The sequence below is a fragment of the Pseudoalteromonas sp. MSK9-3 genome (assembly GCF_003590335.1).
In the GTDB taxonomy this organism is placed as follows: domain Bacteria; phylum Pseudomonadota; class Gammaproteobacteria; order Enterobacterales; family Alteromonadaceae; genus Pseudoalteromonas.
Map to the genome: position 1 here is coordinate 1 of NZ_MIET01000034.1, position 17218 is coordinate 17218.

Here is a 17218-nt window from a genome sequence, read left to right on the forward strand (position 1 = left end):
ATCTAAGCGCGAAGCAGGCCTCGAGATGAGTTCTCACTAGAGCTATAAGCTCTCTGAAGGGCCGTTGGAGACTACAACGTTGATAGGCTGGGTGTGGAAGCATGGTGACATGTTAAGCTAACCAGTACTAATTACCCGTGAGGCTTAACCATACAACGCCAAAGTGGTTTATAAGCGACAGAAGTTAGTGTTACTAAAGTAGCGTTTTACAGAATTGGTCATAGATTGACTAATATTTATCAGAATTCCAGATTTAGTTAGCTTGCAGTAGCGAGTTAACACACCAGATTTGCTTGGTGACAATAGCGTTTTGGACCCACCTGACCCCATGCCGAACTCAGAAGTGAAACGAAACAGCGTCGATGATAGTGTGGCAGTTGCCATGTGAAAGTAGAACATTGCCAGGCATTAAATTAGAGAAACCCGTTGCAGAGATGCGACGGGTTTTTTGCTATTTGTGGTTTAGGAAAGGGACTTGAGAAAAATGGGGTTAGGAAGGGGGTCAGGTCGTGATGCATGAAGGGTAGTGAAAAGCATGGACCCTGAAATGAATTCAGGGAGACGGAGTTTTGTCTTTAGACGCGGCTTTTTTATTACGCGGGCCCTTTTGTATTCCTGACGAAGGTCAGGAGCCATTACACTGATGCTTGCCATTGTTATTTTTACACACTCCTGTGTTCCCAAGGGCAGCGAAAACCATGGACCCTGAAATGAATTCAGGGAGACGGAGGTTTTTATTTAGGGGCTGAGTTTTTATTACGCTCACCTCGTTGTCTTCCTGACACAGGTCAGGATCCAGAGAAACGAATTTACCTCACTGCTTTGTCTTCCTGACAAGGGTCAGGACCCATGACACTCATACTTTTACTGCTGTTATTATCACAGACTTCATACTCCACCCCATTGTCTTCTTGACGAAGGTTAGGATCCATAACGTCTATGCTTACTGCTGTCTTCCTGACGAAGGTCAGGATCTATAACACTCATGCTTAGCATTGTTATTTTCATACCTTTCTGTACTCCTAAAGTACAGTGAAAGGCATGGACCCTGAAACCAGCTCACGGAGACGGAGGTTTTTATTTAGAGGCGGGGTTTTTATTTCGCTCACCTCATTGTCTTCCTGACGAAGGTCAGGATCCATAACGTCTATGCTTACTGTTGTCTTCCTGACGCAGCTCAGGATCCATAACACTCATGCTTAGCATTGTTATTTTCACACCTTTCTGTACTCGCAAAAGGCAGTGAAAACCATGGACCCTGAAATGAATTCAGGGAGACGGTCGTCTTATATTTAGAGGCGGGGTTTTGATTTCGCTCACCTCGTTGTCTTCCTGACGAAGGTCAGGATCCATAACGTCTTGCTTACCATTGTAATTATCACAAGCTTCTGAGCTCTAATACATAGCCCTCCTGACGAAGGTTAGGATCCATAACGTCTATGCTTACTGCTGTCTTCCTGACGCAGTTCAGGAACCATAACACTCATGCTTAGCATTGTTATTTTCATACCTTTCCGTACTTCTAAAAGGTAGCGAAAATCATGGACCCTGAAATGAATTCAGGGAGACGGAGTTTTGTATTTAGAGCGGATGTTTTGATTTCGCCCACACCGTTGTCTTCCTGACGAAGGTCAGGATCCATAACACTCATGCTTGCTGTTGTGATTGGTACACTTTTTTCACTTCTTAAAGGTGATGAAAACCATGGACCCTGAAACTAGTTCAGGGAGACGGAGTTTTAACTTAGGGTGAGTGCCATTTAGTCAAAAGACTTCTTTGCAAAATCGTTATTTATTGCTTTAAAATCATATTTTTACTTATCGTTACTCGTATAAAATGCATTTTCTGGCGTAAATGTTGTCGTTTGCAGTATTGATTGGCCAAGGACATCATATTTTGTCTGATCACCTTCAGATTGTAACGCCTGCTGTGATTCATCTAACATATTTTGACTGCTTAATATGTGGCTCAATGTTAATGATCCATCTAGGCAGACTTCCCCATAGTTCTGGTTTACATGAAAGTTGTTTAACGCAGCAGCTTGTTCTGCCGATGTTAATGTTGTTGCTATATTTAGAATCGTCTTACCTTTAGAGTCCACAAGGCTAATATGTGAATGTTGGGGCTTTTCAAACATAATGTTAAGTGAAGAGTTTGAAATTGTATTTCTGTAAGCCCAAGGAAGAATGCAGTTATCGAAACGTTGCAGAAAATGTTTAAAGTACCCACCTTTATCTGCATTTAGTATAGGTTCGATATGCCCTTGCGCAGTAATACTTTGGCTGTTCAGATACCAAGGTCTAAGACGTTGCATCAGATGGTTACGACCAAAATTCAGGCGTTCACATAATGGGTCGGGTAAGATTGTATAGGAGATCCCCTTTAGAGCTGCCTGTTTGATACTTAGGTTAATCTCGGCACTATTAAACCAAGAGCTGAGAGCATATATATGATTTATGCCGAACAATTTCAGCTGCTCGATATCAGACATAGATAAAGGAATAGCAAGTACCATCCATAATTGATGATGCGCGTGTGAGGCGGGGGGGTTACTTAATAAGTCGTTTAGTAAATTCGGTTGTGCACCCGAACAAATAGTTAATGTTTCTTTGGCATTACTTATGCTCATAGCTTGTCGCCAGCCTGGACGGTTGACTAATGTTGCAGCGCGAGTAAATAAGCGCTGACAAATCAGCATTTGCGTTTGGTTTAAAGCTGTTTCCTTCATAATTTCGCCTGTTCAGGTTTTTTCGGCCTTATTGGACCTACTTTTCAATTTCATGACAATTTTAAAAAAGTCAGCCGAAATTTACCCTGTTAAAACTGACAGGGTAGTGATTGGAAGAACAGCGATTGTTGTATTTTATCAGGCACGGTTAAATATGACACACATCAAGGAACAACGGGAATATCACTTATGACAGAGTTAAACTTTAGGTCTTTAAGCAGTGCAACAAGAGTACTTGTTGCTTATAGCGATGACGTACTTTCTGAAAGCTTATTGAATGAGCTTGAATTTGCTGGAGTTACGGTTGATTATGCGGGAAATTTTTTGACTGCAATGCACTTGTTGTCTGAACATGTGTTCGATTTTATTTTTGTCTCAGATAAATTAATTGGCGGAACTGGGACTAAACTCGTGACCCAAGTACGCTCTCATTTACCTCGAAAGTTAGTGATTTTTTATAGTTACTCACACAAGCTCAACTTAGATGAGCGACTTAACTTATACCGCCAAGGCGTGGACGACGTATATTGTGAATTAACGCCGGTTAGAGAGCAGTTAGCAAAACTTAATGCGATAGCGAGCAGAACTCAAAGTGATGAACATAGCATTTTGACTCTTGGCCCATTGAGACTTGATATAAAAAATCGTCAAGTATTACGTGATGGCCAAGAAGTAAAGCTGACTCAAACTGGTTTTCAAATATTAAAAAAATTATTAAAAAGTTCCCCGAACGTTGTTGCAAAACAGGAACTGGAGTGGGACCTATGGCGAGATGAGCCCCCGACAACAGATGTCTTGCGTTCTCATATGTATCATTTAAGAAGGCAGTTAGATAAGCCGTTTGGATTTCCGCTTATCCATACTATTCATGGACATGGTTTTAAGCTGTTGCAGCAAGCGCATTAATTACAACGAAGAGTTTCCCTGGGATCCAATCTGCCCGATTGGAGCGAGTGATTAAGCCACTCGGCAAAAAGAGCATGTTATCCATGCTCTTTTTTTATGTGTTTCTTAAGAGAAGTTATGTGATTGATAGGTAACCTTTGAGATTAAGTCTTGACCAACCTCAATACCAAAGCCAGCATTTTCCTTCAATAGTGACATCGGGAGTTTACCTGCATGAGCGAACATGACACTTGGATGTGTAATATCTTGTTCCAGTAAGTATGTACCAAATGCGCCTTCATAAAATCGACACTTTGGTAGAAGTTTCGCCAGTGTATGCCCTGCGGCTGTGAGAATCGCGGTTTCACCAACTTGCGCGCCAAGTTGGCAATCAATGTTATGCGCTTGTGCTATTTTTGCAATTGCTAAACACGCTGAGATGCCGCCAAGCTTCGATACTCTTAAATTAAATACTGTTGCGCCAGCATTTTCAGCAAACCAAAGTGCATCGTCATAATGACACAGTGACTCATCTATACATATGTCCATAGTGCCTTTAAGCTTCGAGACTAATTCTGGATATGCTGCTTTTAACTCAACGGGCATGGGTTGCTCACAACAAACAACCCCTTTGTCAGCGAATTTTTTAAGTGCATCAATAGCTTGGTTTAAATCCCAGGCACCATTGGCGTCTAAACGTATTTCAATATCACCTGAATTAGCACTACGAATTTTATCTATCAGTGCTAACTCAGCGTCTAGATCTGTGCCGACTTTTACTTTAAATTGTTTCAACGATAGTTGGTCATAGACACTTTGGTATCGCTTAAATGCTTCATGGGAGCCCAATGAGTAAGTACCACTATAACGAATATCAGGCATTGCGTGTGTAGTAGTATCTGAACTAAATAGCTTATAAACCGAAGACTGTGTCGATTTTGCAAATGCATCAAGAAGCGCGAGCTCGGTAATGGCCAAAACACAGGTTTGACGGTTATTTATGTTATGTACTTCAAAGAATGAGTGGAGCCACTGTTTGAGCTCACCGAAACTTGAAAACGATTTATTTAATAGTGCAGGTAGAACTATATCTGACAGAGCCGAGATGACACTTTGGTGTGTCTCCCCCGTGACATAGTCACGAGGAAGACATTCACCATAGCCAATCAGACCGTCGCTTAATTCAACTTCTAAAATAATGCCTTGAACCTCTTTACGGGTATGTAGCGCATGCTTAAAGCTGACTTTAAATGGAATATGTGTCTCACGAAGGCGACAGGCTATAATTTTCATTGCTCGATATACTCCAATACTTCTTGTTCATCGATGTCGCGGTCATTTAGAAAGTTATGGATATCTAAGACGGCTTGCTCCATATCACTGCTGAAACTAATGAAGTGTTTATTGTCCAAGGCACGATAAAACTTTGCTACAGCGTTTTCTGGTGAGCGGTTAATGTATGCAAGGGTTTTCGTGTTATTCATCATGGTGTCTTGTTCAGCAAGTAAGTAGAACCTTGGGTAGTTGCTAAGCGGATCATTATTCATTGCTTCTCTACTTAAATTATATTGGCCTATGCCAACGACCGCATAATAAAAGCTTTGTGTAACATCTCGTAAAGAGCGCTGATCATGGCGGATTGACCATAAATAAATTGGATCTTGTGTGAAGTAGTTACCCCCTTGATCGCCTTCTGTTTCTGGAATACTTGAAGGGAAGTAGTCGTATGGTTGTTTCGTTACAAACTCTTCTAACGTGAAGGGTAAAGGTAAATCAACGAATAAACCAGGGGTCGTAAATACGGCCTGTGACACATTGCTCGGGGCATATTGGTTCATATATGCGGTGACAATATGTGCACCAAAACTGTTGCCCCAAATTGTAATCGAATTTTCAGGTATCTCTTGATGAGCAAGCGTTACGACTTGGTCAAGTGTCCATGTCCATGTTTTCCAATTATTTATATGACCTGGCTGTATTACAGGTTGAGTTGTATTGTTTAGATCCTTGTGCAAGGTGATCCCGCCTGATGACCGGCCTGAGCCGATACGGTCAAAAGCATAAACGGTGTAACCCAATACCGATAAATACTCAGCTGTAAAATTAAACCAGTCTTTATGTGATTGAAAACCATGGTTGTATATAATGGTTTGTCCATTACTACGCCATGGCGTCCACTTTGTGTATGAAATGTCATACATTAAAGGGCGTTGAGCTTGTTCAGAAAGTTCAATGTCATTTAATTTCAGCGTATATTCTTGCCCTGTTAAATTTAACAGATCAAATGGTGAATAGAGGCTTTGAGCATAGCTATTGTTGGCCTCAACTTGTATAGAGCTATTACTTGCTGATGGGCCGTTTTTCACTGGTTCAGCATTAACATGTGTTGCTGCGGTAATAGATAATCCTAAAAGAAGTGCACTTAACTGTGTTGTGATGATTTTCATGCTGCTGATTCCTTAATACTTAAGCTTTGGTAAATGGTTTCTACTGTGAATGAGGCTAAAAGACTTTTGTCCATACTAAGTGGGACCGTTTTGAATTGTGCTTCACGAACTCCCCCGGCAATTCGTGCGCGTTTAAACTTTTCGAGAGCGCCAAATGACAGGCTATGTACAGCTGCTGGTTGGAGGCGTAAAGACTCTCGTTTGGTTTTATATTCTAGATTGAGCTTTTGTAAATGAAGCTCAAATGCATCAGCAAATTCGGCATGCTCTTGCGTGCTATATCCTGGTTCAAATTCGGCATAGAGTTTATATTGAGTGCTTTGTAAATCGGCATGACAATGATAAAAATTAACCTGAATTTGGCAGTCAAACTCGGCATGTTTAACAGCATCGATTACTTGTTTTTCATATATTTTCTCACCCGTTATATTGGTGATCCCTTTACCTTTTTGTACAAAAACAATTTTCGGCGTATTGCCAACAAAACCAGTAACCTGAACTATGTCATTGATATTGTAACGATATAAACCAGCCTTATTGGTAAAGAATAAGTAGTATTGGCTGCCTAGTTCAATTTCGTCAGCGAGATATGTTTTGGGGTGCGCATTATCAATGTCATCAGTACGGATAAATTCAAAGAAGTTGTCTTCGATGGTGAGTACCCCGTCACCTCTATTTAAATCTAGGGGAACTGAGCCTCGTATTTCTGATGCTAAATACCCCAAATCTTTGATATTCACTTTGCCATACCATGCCTGCATTTTATCAATAAAGGTGGCTGAGTTACCGCCGGTCCAGGTTGCAACAACCTCTAGATCTGGCCAATAGTGGATTGGACGAAGTTTATGCTCCTCATCTTGTTCAATACATTGCTCTAAGTAGTTGGCGCGTTCAGGGTTCGGAGTTAGCCTGTCTTCAACCAGTTTTCTGATGGCTTCAGGTAGCACTAACGTTGTGTCGAGGATCCCGAGCCTAATATCATTTATTAAGCGTTCTTTCATGTCATCGGCTTTGTTGCAAAGCAGGCTTAGAGTTGATGGGTTGGTTGAGGAGACTAAACTCACGTTATTGTCGGCTAAACCAAGCAGCAAAATACAGTAGTAGCGGGCGTCATAATCTGCTATTTCGTATACTTCATAGGGGATTGAATATTTTGCTTTTATTGCCGGATCTAAATCTTTGACGTATTGCCCAGAGGTCGATCCAAACGGTGTGCCGTCCGGTGCATATCCCTCGACTGCGGGTGAGACGATAACGACCCAGTTACCTTGCATTGCTTCAGGAGAGTTACAGGCTAATGAATAAGACCATAACATTGCTGAGCCTTTATGAGCCCCAGATCGTTGCTCTGTTGTAACTGGAATATATTTTGGCTCTCCAGTTGAGCCGCTTGTTGTAGCGTAATAGCAAGGGTTGCCACTGACTAATTGGTCCGGTATCCCTTGCAAGTGTTTTTCCATATAGGGATAGAGTGAATCATAGTCTTGAAGTGGCACTTGGTTACGATAATTATCATACGTGACAACGTCATCAAAGTTATGATCAGTACCGAATTGAGTGTGGCCATGTTTTTGTAAAATTGAGCGCAGTAAATCCAGTTGCGTTTGCCTACAGTTATGTGCACCAGACATAAACGCATTCATCAGTTCCTGACCTTGGGCCATGAATTGAGCCGCAGCATCATTGGGTGTGTTTTTTCTCATCCTAATTCATCCTTATAAGTTAGTCATTAATTGGTCAGTGTTTAGCTGGCGCATGCAAATTGGTTTATCTCAGATAATGCATTGCTGAGCTTGGTATTGATGTATTCGAATAACGCGTCTGGGTGCTGGTTTAAATAAAAGTGTTCTCCTTCTATATCGAATTGATTGAGTTGTTTAAGCGGCAATTGTTTCCATGCGTTTATTTGCGTATCTGAGACTAACTTGTCCTGTATTGCTGCAATAATTTCTAATGGTTGTGTTATGGCATCTGCTTGACCACTGTATGAAAACTGCTCTAACAAATGATAGTCAGCACGAATAATGGGTAAAACACTTTGCATAAGCTCAGTATTTTTTAGCACTTCTTCTGGCGTGCCTCCGAGCGCGCGAAGTTCATTGATAAGCGCAGGCTCTGGCAAATGGGCACGGCGTTTTAAAATACTCAGTTGCGGTGCCGGTCTGGCAGATATAAATGTGCCTAATGTGCTGACGCCTCTTTGATTCAATGCCGCGGTCACCAAAAATGCTAATAAGCCCCCCATGCTGTGGCCAAATATTGCAAAGGGCTTTGGGTAGTTCACAAGCTGTTCGACGATTGGGTTAACTAAATCGGCTACCTGCTCAGGGAACCCTTCACGGCTTCTGCTAGGACGCCCTGGCATTTTTAGGGCTGCGACGTCAAAGTGTGAATTTATTTTGTCGCACCATTTTGTATAGTTATGCTCATTGCCTCCAACAAAGGGAAAGCAGAATAATGTTGCGTCAGCACTGATGTCAGAGCCAAAGTACTCAAACCAGCGACGATGTTGTCGAGAGTGAAGAGAGTTAGTCATGTTAGCTCCCATGTACCAAGACACAGCAAGCCTTTGCTGTTGCACAGATTTCCCCTTCAGTATCAACAAGCTGACCTTCTGAGAAACCATGGGTCTTTGTCATTGACGATACTTTGCCAATCGCTTTTAGCGGTGTGTGAGGGGGAATTGCTCTGATGTAATTTAACGTTAAACTGACGGTACCGACGGTCGCATTTGATCCTTGCAATGTTTGAATTGCAAGGGCTGTGACAGAATCCAGCATTGTGGCGGCATAACCCCCATGCACTGTGCCATTGGCATTTAAGTGGGCGTCTGTAGGGGTGACCGTCACAGAGACTTCACCAGGAAGAGCACGTCCATCACTGAATGGGAAGTAATCGATAATACTTGCTTTATTTACGTCACTGTTGAGCATATGGTTAACGAGATTTAGACCAGTCATAGCTATATCCTTTATTTTATTTTGTATTGTTATTAAGTGGTTTGGGTAGGGCGGCACACAGTGCCGCCTAATACTTTAAGCGGCTTGAGCCAATTGCTCGTCCAGCGCTTGTTTTGCTAGTTGCTCAATGCTTGGGCCAGCCAGTAAGACCATGCCAGACACTGATAGACCTAGATTGACAAATATGCGCTTGCTTAGCTCATGGGTCATCAGTGAGTCGACACCGAGCGACGTAATGCTTACCTTTGCGTCTATTTGTTCAATGGGGTAATTAAGCAGTGCCGATATCTGCTCTTTTAGGCTCTCAACCAATAGAGCGCGCTTTTCTAAGTTCGGCAGCTCATCAAGGGCTTTTTGGAATCGCAGGGCTGGGGAATCCGCGTCTTTTTGAGCGAACTGCTCAAGCAGTAAGCTGAATCGAGCGGAGCTTTTCGATGGTTTGTTGACGTTGAACCAAAGTGGCCATTCGACGTCCATAATACCGCACATCACTTTTTTGGCACTAAGCGCTTCATCTAACTGGCTAAAGGCATATTCGTTATGAACACCATAGACCCCTTGCTCGGCTAGTATCTGTTTTACGGTATTATCTCGCGCAACCATTCCGGCATCCGCGAGGGCACCCCAGTTTATGGTAGTAGCGGCCAGACCTAAACTTTGTCTATGCTGAGCCAGTGTATTTAAGAACGCATTTGCAGCAATATAATTTGCTTGACCTGGGTTACCAATCATTGAAGAAAGTGATGAGAACATGACAAAGCTCTCAATTTGTTCTTTTGCTAAATGACTGGTTGCTTTGTGCAGATTGACCGCGCCCAATGCTTTTGGCTCAAGCACTTTCGTGAACCGTTCAGGTGTTAACTGCGCTAAATTATCATCATCAAGCACGGCTGCACTGTGAATGATCCCTTTTAGTGGGGTGTGTGCATTATCAATAGTATGAATAAGCGTGGTTACTGCCTTGATATCGGTAATGTCGACGCTATCGACATAGACTTCACATCCGAGTTGTTCTATATGCTCAATGACCCCTTTGTCAGCATCGCCAACACGGCCACTGCGGCTGACTAATACGAGACGTTTTACTCCCCAATCGGCTAATTGTTTGGCTAGGCGTAGACCAAACCCAGCGGTACCACCTGTGATTAAGTAGGTGCTGTTGCTCGTTAGCCATGTTCTGTTTTGAGGTTTGCTCACTGAAATAGACTGTGTATCAAAATCTATCGCGACTTTTCCTATATGTTGGGATTGAGCGACGTATCTTAGCGCTTCCTGAGTGTCAGTTACTGAGAATGACTTACAAGGCACGATAAAGCTGTTTTGACTGCTCAAGAATTCAGAGACTTCATCCATTAGAGCTTGGAATTGCGTTGGACGCTGAACCATAATGCGGTCAATATCTAATGAGTTGAATTGTAAGTTTTCATTAAAGCAGCGCATTGCCAAGCCAGAGTTGTCAGCAATGTCTTTTTTACCTATTTCGACAAAGCGACCAAATGGCGCGAGCAATTCAACTGATTTTTGTAGTATCTCTCCGTCTCTGGCGTTTAGTACGACATCTACACCATAGTTATCTGTCACAGTCTTAATATCTTGGAAAAAAGACAATGAACGTGAATCAAACACGTGTGAAACTCCGCGAGATTTCAAGTACTGACGCTTATCATCACTGCCCGCAGTAGCAAATACTTCAGCGCCATTGCTAAGCGCAATATGAACAGCTGCTAATCCAACACCACCAGTGGCGTTATGAATGAGTACTTTATCTCCTTGTGTTAATCTCGCGAGATGTATCAGGCCTTGGTAAGCGGTCACATACCCCATATAGTTGACGCTCTCGGCAAAGCTTAAATGTGCCGGTTTTTTGCTAATAAATTGATCTGCGGTGGTAATGTAGCTGCGATATGCCCCTTTATCATAAAATGCGACAACTTCATCGCCGACTTCCCAGGCTGTATTTTTACCTGCTTGTGTAATAACACCTGCGATCTCCATACCAAGCTCATCTCCAAAATAGGTGTTTTCTGTGACGAACTCTGAAATACGGTTATGTACCTTTAAGATATCTTTGTAGTTGACACCACTTGCCATGACGCGTATTTCAACTTCATTATCTAGTGGGCTGCTTCGTTCAATTAAACTGTACTCTATGCTGCTTGCTTGGCCGACCTCTGTTTGTATAAGGTTTATGGGATCATCAGTTGTTGTTACTACTTTGCTGGTATCATCTAACTGACTTGAAGTGGGTGTGATACGTCGAACAAATCGTCCGTCTTTATCAAACCGGATTTCTGTTTCTTTGAGTGTGTCTTCAACTTCATTAAACAAATAGGTCAGTATCTGAGCTTGTTCTACATCACCGAAATCGATACTTTTGCATAAAATATTTGGGTATTCGTTGACAATACTCGGTGCAAGCCCGGCTATCGGTGAGGCCGAGAAGTTAAACGTATCAGTGTGCGTTGAAAGTTCGTTAATTTGACCGTTGCGAGTGACCTTAAATAACTCAATTTCATGCTGAGGATAATGACTGTTTAATGCTTCTACGGTGTTGCGCAATGCATATGCATGCTGACTGACTTCGTATGCATTAAACTCTCCTGTATTGTCAAGGTGGCTTGACCATAAATCAATGATCACTCTTGGTTCAATAAATGGGCAGTTTTCAATCGCTTTTTCAATGCTTGTTTGCGCTGCAGGATCTACCGTAAAGTGACTAAAACCATGTTTTTTATATGTTTCACCAGCATCAAGGGTCAGTACTTGCATACCTAGCTCAATGGCGTGAGCTTTTAAAGATTGTGCAAGTAGAGAACCATCGCTGAGTATTGCGATAGGAACACTTACGGCATTTCTTTGCTTTTCAGCGTGTTGTGCTAACCATTCATAGTGATAATTATGAGGGTTATTTACTTCGTTATTTTGCTCGTTACTTTCAACCGCCATACAATGCAGTCCTTCGATCTGCATTACGGGCTGTTTTGATTCGTCAAATAGATAAATATCACAATGTACACTGCGTTTTGATTGCTTACGCATAACGGCGTAGCAATAACCAGTGTGTACACTTTGTTGTATGAGCGTCAGCTTTGCTATAGAAACAGGAATAAAGGCTTTTTCAAGTCCTGTAATGGTTAATAGAGACTGAAATGCAGCATCAAGCAATGTTGGATGGACACGATACTGATCCACTTCATTGAGGACTTCCTCAACACACCTGACCTCAGCGAGTACAGCCTCTTCAGATACTTTGAGTGACTGTATTGATTGAAAGTAATGGCCGTAATCTAAGCCTGCGTTGCGACACTGGTCATAGAAAGTATGTACATCATAAGTTTGCTTAATGGTTTGTGTTATCTGTGCAAAATCGACAGGACTCATTGGTAAGGTTTGCGTTAAACGCCTCGACGACGCGATTGGTTTCCAATTATCATTTTCGTCAGCAACGTTTCGTGATGCAATATTGAGTTGCTGTGTTGTCGGGTTAAAGCTGGTTTCCATTCTGGTGACGTGATTATCATCCACGGTCAGCATATTTTCTATTTTAATATCTTCTAATGTGAGTACAGTGTCTCCCGTTGCTTCTGTTGCAGCACACAGCATACTGTCAATAAGCCCTGCACCTGGATAAACAACTGTATCGTGCACCTTGTGATCATGCAGATATGGAATAAGGTAAGGGTTTAACTCTACTTGCCATGTTGGTTCTAGGCGGTCCATGCGTTCATTTAAATAAATGTAGCCTGCGCGACCGTGACGTTTTTCAAGTGAAAGCTGAGTTTCGCGCCAGTATGTATCACGTTGCCAAGGGTAATTTGGTAAGCGAATGAAACGGGCTGTGTGATCAAACTGTGCTTCCCAATTGGGTTGTCCACCTTGGCAGATAAACTGCGCAAGCTGTTTAAAGAAATAGTGCTCTTCTTGTTCTTTTCTGTGCAGAGAAGCTAATTGTAGGCGGCTGTCTTCGGCAATATTAAGTCCTTCTTTTATTGCACTCTTTAATACTGGGTGAGGGCCAATTTCCATGACAGGTGCATCATTGCCTGTGAGTAAGGTTTGCAGTCCATCTGCAAATAGAACTGCTTGACGAACATTTTTCCACCAGTACTCGGCACCTAATGATTCTCCGTCTATATGTTGTCCTGTCACAGTAGAGATAAGAGGAATACTTGTTTTACGCGGGGTAATGTCATTCAAAGAAGAAAAAATATCAGCTTTGATCGTGTCCATATAGTGGCTATGGTAAGCAATTTCTACAGCGAGTAGTCGTGCAAAAATGTCTTTAGATACCAACTGAGCCTCAAGGTGCTCTAGTTGAGTTTTATCACCAGCGACGGTTATCGTTTTTGGACCATTGACGGCGGCGATTTCTATTTCTGGGTAGGACGTTTGCCAAGTACTAAATTCTTCAACCGAGCAGCCAATAGCGAGCATTGAGCCGTTTTCTTTTGCACAGGTTTGTTGTAAGCGGCTGCGGTGATAACTGACTTTACACGCATCTTCTAATGATAAAGCACCTGAAATATAGGCGGCGCTGACTTCACCAACGCTATGACCAATAACGCTTAATGCTTTGATCCCGTATGCAGCTAAGACATCATATAATGCGACTTGAATGGCAAAGTTGGCAGGTTGGGCGACCTGAGTTTCATGCATTCGCGAGCTCTCTTGGTCTTTTAAAAGCTCCTCTTTGACAGACCAGCCTGCAATTTCACTAAATACGATGTCACAGCGTTCAATACTGGCTCTAAAAATATGATTATTTTCATAAAGCTGGCGACCCATACGCCACCATTGTGGTCCCATCCCTGTACAAATCAGGTTTATACCATCATATTTTTCATGGCTGGTTCCAGTAGCGGATGCAGGGTGAGGCTGCTCGTCTAAGTAATCAGCAAGCTGTTCAATTAAATCATCTAAGCTGCCTACTACAAATGCAGCTCTGATGTTCAATATGTCTCGCTTTTGTGACAAGGTATATATGATATCTGAGAGGCTAGCGGGTTGCTCTGTGCGTTCTGGCGCTTCTAGAAAATCGAGTAACCGCTGCGCTACTTGATAAAGCGCTTTGTCAGATTTGGCTGAAAGCGGCACTATATAAGGCCCATCAATAAAGTCGCTATTTCTGCTTTTTGGTTGGTTAGTTTGTTTTTGCTCTTTTTCTGACAGGGAGCGCAACAGTGCATGTCCGTTACTGCCTCCATAACCGAATGAGTTAACACCTGCAAAGTGCACTTTATCTTTGTCTAGTTGGTGAACGGCTGTTGGAATTTTGATCGGGAGCTGGTCAAATGGAATCTCTGGATTTGGGGAATTAAAGTGTAAGTTAGGTGCAACCTCTTTGCGGTTTACTGTCATTGCGGCTTTAATTAATCCCGCGACACCTGATGCTGCTTCTGTGTGACCTATGTTGGTTTTAATGGAACCAACAAAGCAAGGATTATCTAACGGACGTTCTGCTAATACGGAGCTTATTGCTTTTATCTCAAGTGGATCGCCCGCTTTAGTGCCTGTTCCGTGTGCTTCGATATAGCTTAAATCTTCAGAGGTGACGCCAGCTTTACCGTAAACCTCTTCTAACAAGGCTTGTTGAGATTCTGGATTTGGAAGGGAGATCCCCGTTGTTTGCCCGTCTTGATTTACACCTGTTTCGCATATGACAGCGTATATATCGTCGCCGTCGCTGATTGCTTTTTCGAGCGGTTTTAGCAATAAAATTGCTGCGCCTTCTGAGCGCACATAGCCAGCGGCATCTGCATCAAATGCTTTACAGCGACTATGATGAGACAAAAATTGTCCCTTGCTCATAGTAAGTGGATAATGTGGCGTCATCATGGTATTTGCGCCGCCCACCATGGCTAGTTCACAGTCACCTTGACGCAGGCTTTGTACCGCATAATGTAGTGCAGTCATAGATGCTGAACAGGCAGTGTCAATCGACATGCTAGGGCCCGTTAGGTTATAGACATAAGATAGACGGTTAGATAGAAGTGCGTGCGTTACGCCAAATGGTGTTTGAGAGTCAATGTTATAGATATTTTGACTGTCTAATTGAATCGTTTTATTGTCGATAGCAAAGCCGCCAACAAAGACACCGGTCTTCACTTTTTGTATAGCGTCAGAAGTTACCCCAGCATCTTCGATTGCTTCCCAGCTCACTTCAAGCAGCAGTCTTTGCATCGGATCGACTACATCCGCTTCTTTAGGAGATATATTGAAAAACAGTGGGTCAAAAGTGTCTAAACGCTGTGAGAGGAACCCACCTTGTTTTGCATATGTTTTACCGGGTTTTTTTCTATTCTCACTGTAGTATTTACGAACGTCCCATCGAGATCCTGGCACATCACATATCGCATCAATTCCTTTTTTTGCGTTATTCCAAAGTTGTTCTGCTGAGTTGGCCTTCCCTGGAAATCGACAGCCGACACCGATAATAGCTATTTGGTTAGATTTATTCATAACAGTTCCCAATTATTTATATTATTAAGTTTTATCAGAATGTAATTCTTATTCGTTTCTGATTGGTATTAATAATAAATTCGGTACTGTCGATTTTTTGTTTAATTATTGCGTATATTTAGTTTTGTTGTGTTTTTTTAACCAAACCTAGTATTTATAACAGGTATGAGTTACTTGTTTAAATTACCGGTTTTAATAATCCTGAGATTAAGAGTTTAGCTATTGCTTGTTGTCTATTTGATGAACTTGTTTTCTCTATAACATTATTGACATGGAAATTCGTTGTTCTTTCAGATATCCCTAATATTTGAGCTGTTTCCCAAGCTGTTTTCCCTTCAATTACCCACTCCATGCATTCAGACTCTCTACTTGTTAGTTCTATTTTGTTTGCTGGGCTATTGTTTATTTTTAAACGGTTTGATGCTTCATATAAATATGGGGTTATACTCAATAATATTTGATTTAAATTTATATATTTATCGAGATCTATAAGTTGTTTTGACGCAATGCTAATAAGGCCAAACTCACCAAACATACCTCGGATCGGTGCAGTGATCCCATCGACTAACCCTGCGTCCGCAGCCTGCTGCATAATTTTTATGTCTGCATGAGGGTTTGTGGTACTAATGATATTGGCATTTTGCCAAAAAATGGGGGTAACGCTGGTTTGTGCATGGAGTACAACAGGGTCATTTTTCTTTAAATCATTCCCCACATAATGTGACATCCAATCGCTCGGATAGTTATCAATCACAAACATATCAGAAGATTTAAGCTGTTGAGGTGACACAACGCACATAAGGTAATAGTCCATGTCGAGCTGCTTGACTATGGATTGTAAAATTTGCGTTAGCTGTGCTTTCGTAGAGGCGCGTTGGCACTGCATTAACCAACGCTCGATCATAAATGCTATATCTTGATCCATACTTACTTCCGTATCATGCTCTTCATTAGTATCTACCAATATTTCTGGTAGTTCGATGTCGATACGGAGTGGATGAACGCTAATTAATGAATTGAAAAAACTGCATTCTTAAATTCATCATTGATGCTCATTTTAATAGCAACGGAGTTAACTCCGCCTATGTCCATACTTAAACCGTTCCCTAGTCTACTGGTGGGTACACCCAATATTCTAAGATAACGCTCTATTGCGCATGTTGTTACCATTACGTACTCTTCCACTCCTTGTTCGATTGCATGCAGGTATGCTTGCTGCAACACACTATATGTTACGTAGCGCTTTTCATTTGGATCAAATAAATGTTCACTTTTTTGCGTGGCAAAGCGACTAATTTCTAATATGGACTTTGATTCAGGGGCTGCTTGGTTATCTAATAACTGAGGGAAAGTATCTTTTAACATATACTTGTTAGTCGTTTTTAAAATTCTTAAACAACCCATTAGCTCACCACTATGATCTTTAGCAGTAACAAAAACAGGGTTTAATTCGTCATATTCATCTATTTCTTGTTCATTTACTACTGGGACGTCCCATTTTAATTGCTTGTAGAATACATTATATCTTAATTTGTGTATTTTGTTTTTTGTATCTGTGTCTATTTTATTAATGTTGTATGTGTTTTTTATTATATTATCTAGCATTTTATTATTCCCTTTTTTCAATGCTAGTAATTACACCTTAATTTGTTTTTTAATGAGCTTGGTTTTATAACAATGTATGACCTGAAAGCTTCTCTCGGATTGTCCTGTTGTTTCTTACAGGTTGGCGGTTTATT

The 17218-nt window shown here is 41.7% G+C and carries 11 protein-coding genes and 2 rRNA genes; 3 read left to right on the forward strand and 10 right to left on the reverse strand.

Annotated features, from left to right (window positions below; all coding sequences use genetic code 11):
• Together BGP78_RS15395 and rrf are read left to right on the forward strand one after the other, a co-directional pair.
• Window positions 1–152, forward strand: a 23S ribosomal RNA gene (locus tag BGP78_RS15395); the annotation flags it as partial.
• Window positions 153–292: 140 nt separating this feature from the next.
• A 5S ribosomal RNA gene (gene rrf, locus BGP78_RS15400) occupies window positions 293–407 on the forward strand.
• Window positions 408–809: 402 nt separating this feature from the next.
• Here the strand turns inward: rrf and BGP78_RS22950 are convergent.
• Both BGP78_RS22950 and BGP78_RS15405 read right to left on the reverse strand, forming a co-directional pair.
• Window positions 810–932: a hypothetical protein gene (locus BGP78_RS22950; RefSeq protein ID WP_259386335.1), complete on the reverse strand. Its 123-nt coding sequence runs from the start codon at window positions 930–932 to the stop codon at window positions 810–812.
• Between the two features lie 881 nt (window positions 933–1813).
• Window positions 1814–2728 (reverse strand): hypothetical protein, encoded by a 915-nt coding sequence (locus BGP78_RS15405; RefSeq protein WP_119862209.1) that lies wholly within the window; start codon window positions 2726–2728, stop codon window positions 1814–1816.
• Window positions 2729–2917: 189 nt separating this feature from the next.
• On the opposite strand from BGP78_RS15405, the gene BGP78_RS15410 reads away from it, so the two are divergent.
• Window positions 2918–3634, forward strand: coding sequence for a response regulator transcription factor (locus BGP78_RS15410; RefSeq protein ID WP_119862210.1), 717 nt, complete (start codon window positions 2918–2920; stop codon window positions 3632–3634).
• A gap of 105 nt (window positions 3635–3739) precedes the next feature.
• On the opposite strand, the gene BGP78_RS15415 is transcribed toward BGP78_RS15410, so the two are convergent.
• The 8 genes from BGP78_RS15415 to BGP78_RS15450 all read right to left on the reverse strand — a co-directional run bounded on the left by BGP78_RS15415 (window position 3740) and on the right by BGP78_RS15450 (window position 17084).
• The gene (locus BGP78_RS15415; RefSeq protein ID WP_119862211.1) at window positions 3740–4906 is read right to left on the reverse strand and encodes a mandelate racemase/muconate lactonizing enzyme family protein; all 1167 of its coding nucleotides are present in this window, start codon (window positions 4904–4906) and stop codon (window positions 3740–3742) included.
• Entirely contained in the window at window positions 4903–6060 is a 1158-nt protein-coding gene (locus BGP78_RS15420) for an alpha/beta fold hydrolase (protein WP_119862212.1), read from the reverse strand. The genes BGP78_RS15415 and BGP78_RS15420 overlap by 4 nt, the downstream gene beginning before the upstream one ends.
• Window positions 6057–7763, reverse strand: a complete 1707-nt coding sequence (locus tag BGP78_RS15425; protein WP_119862213.1) for a GH3 auxin-responsive promoter family protein — start codon at window positions 7761–7763, stop codon at window positions 6057–6059. Before BGP78_RS15425 ends, BGP78_RS15420 begins: the two co-directional genes overlap by 4 nt.
• Window positions 7764–7804: 41 nt before the next feature.
• Entirely contained in the window at window positions 7805–8596 is a 792-nt protein-coding gene (locus BGP78_RS15430) for a thioesterase II family protein (RefSeq protein WP_182912297.1), read from the reverse strand.
• Between the two features lies 1 nt (window position 8597).
• Window positions 8598–9020 (reverse strand): PaaI family thioesterase, encoded by a 423-nt coding sequence (locus tag BGP78_RS15435; protein ID WP_010363507.1) that lies wholly within the window; start codon window positions 9018–9020, stop codon window positions 8598–8600.
• 75 nt (window positions 9021–9095) lie between these two features.
• Window positions 9096–15479 (reverse strand): type I polyketide synthase, encoded by a 6384-nt coding sequence (locus BGP78_RS15440; protein WP_119862215.1) that lies wholly within the window; start codon window positions 15477–15479, stop codon window positions 9096–9098.
• A gap of 178 nt (window positions 15480–15657) precedes the next feature.
• A complete protein-coding gene (locus BGP78_RS15445) occupies window positions 15658–16404 on the reverse strand; it encodes a LuxR family transcriptional regulator (RefSeq protein ID WP_119862216.1) in 747 nt (248 codons plus the stop codon).
• 83 nt (window positions 16405–16487) lie between these two features.
• Window positions 16488–17084 carry an acyl-homoserine-lactone synthase gene (locus BGP78_RS15450; protein WP_119862217.1) on the reverse strand — a complete coding sequence of 199 codons (597 nt, stop codon included), beginning with the start codon at window positions 17082–17084 and terminating at the stop codon, window positions 16488–16490.
• Window positions 17085–17218: the final 134 nt, after the last annotated feature.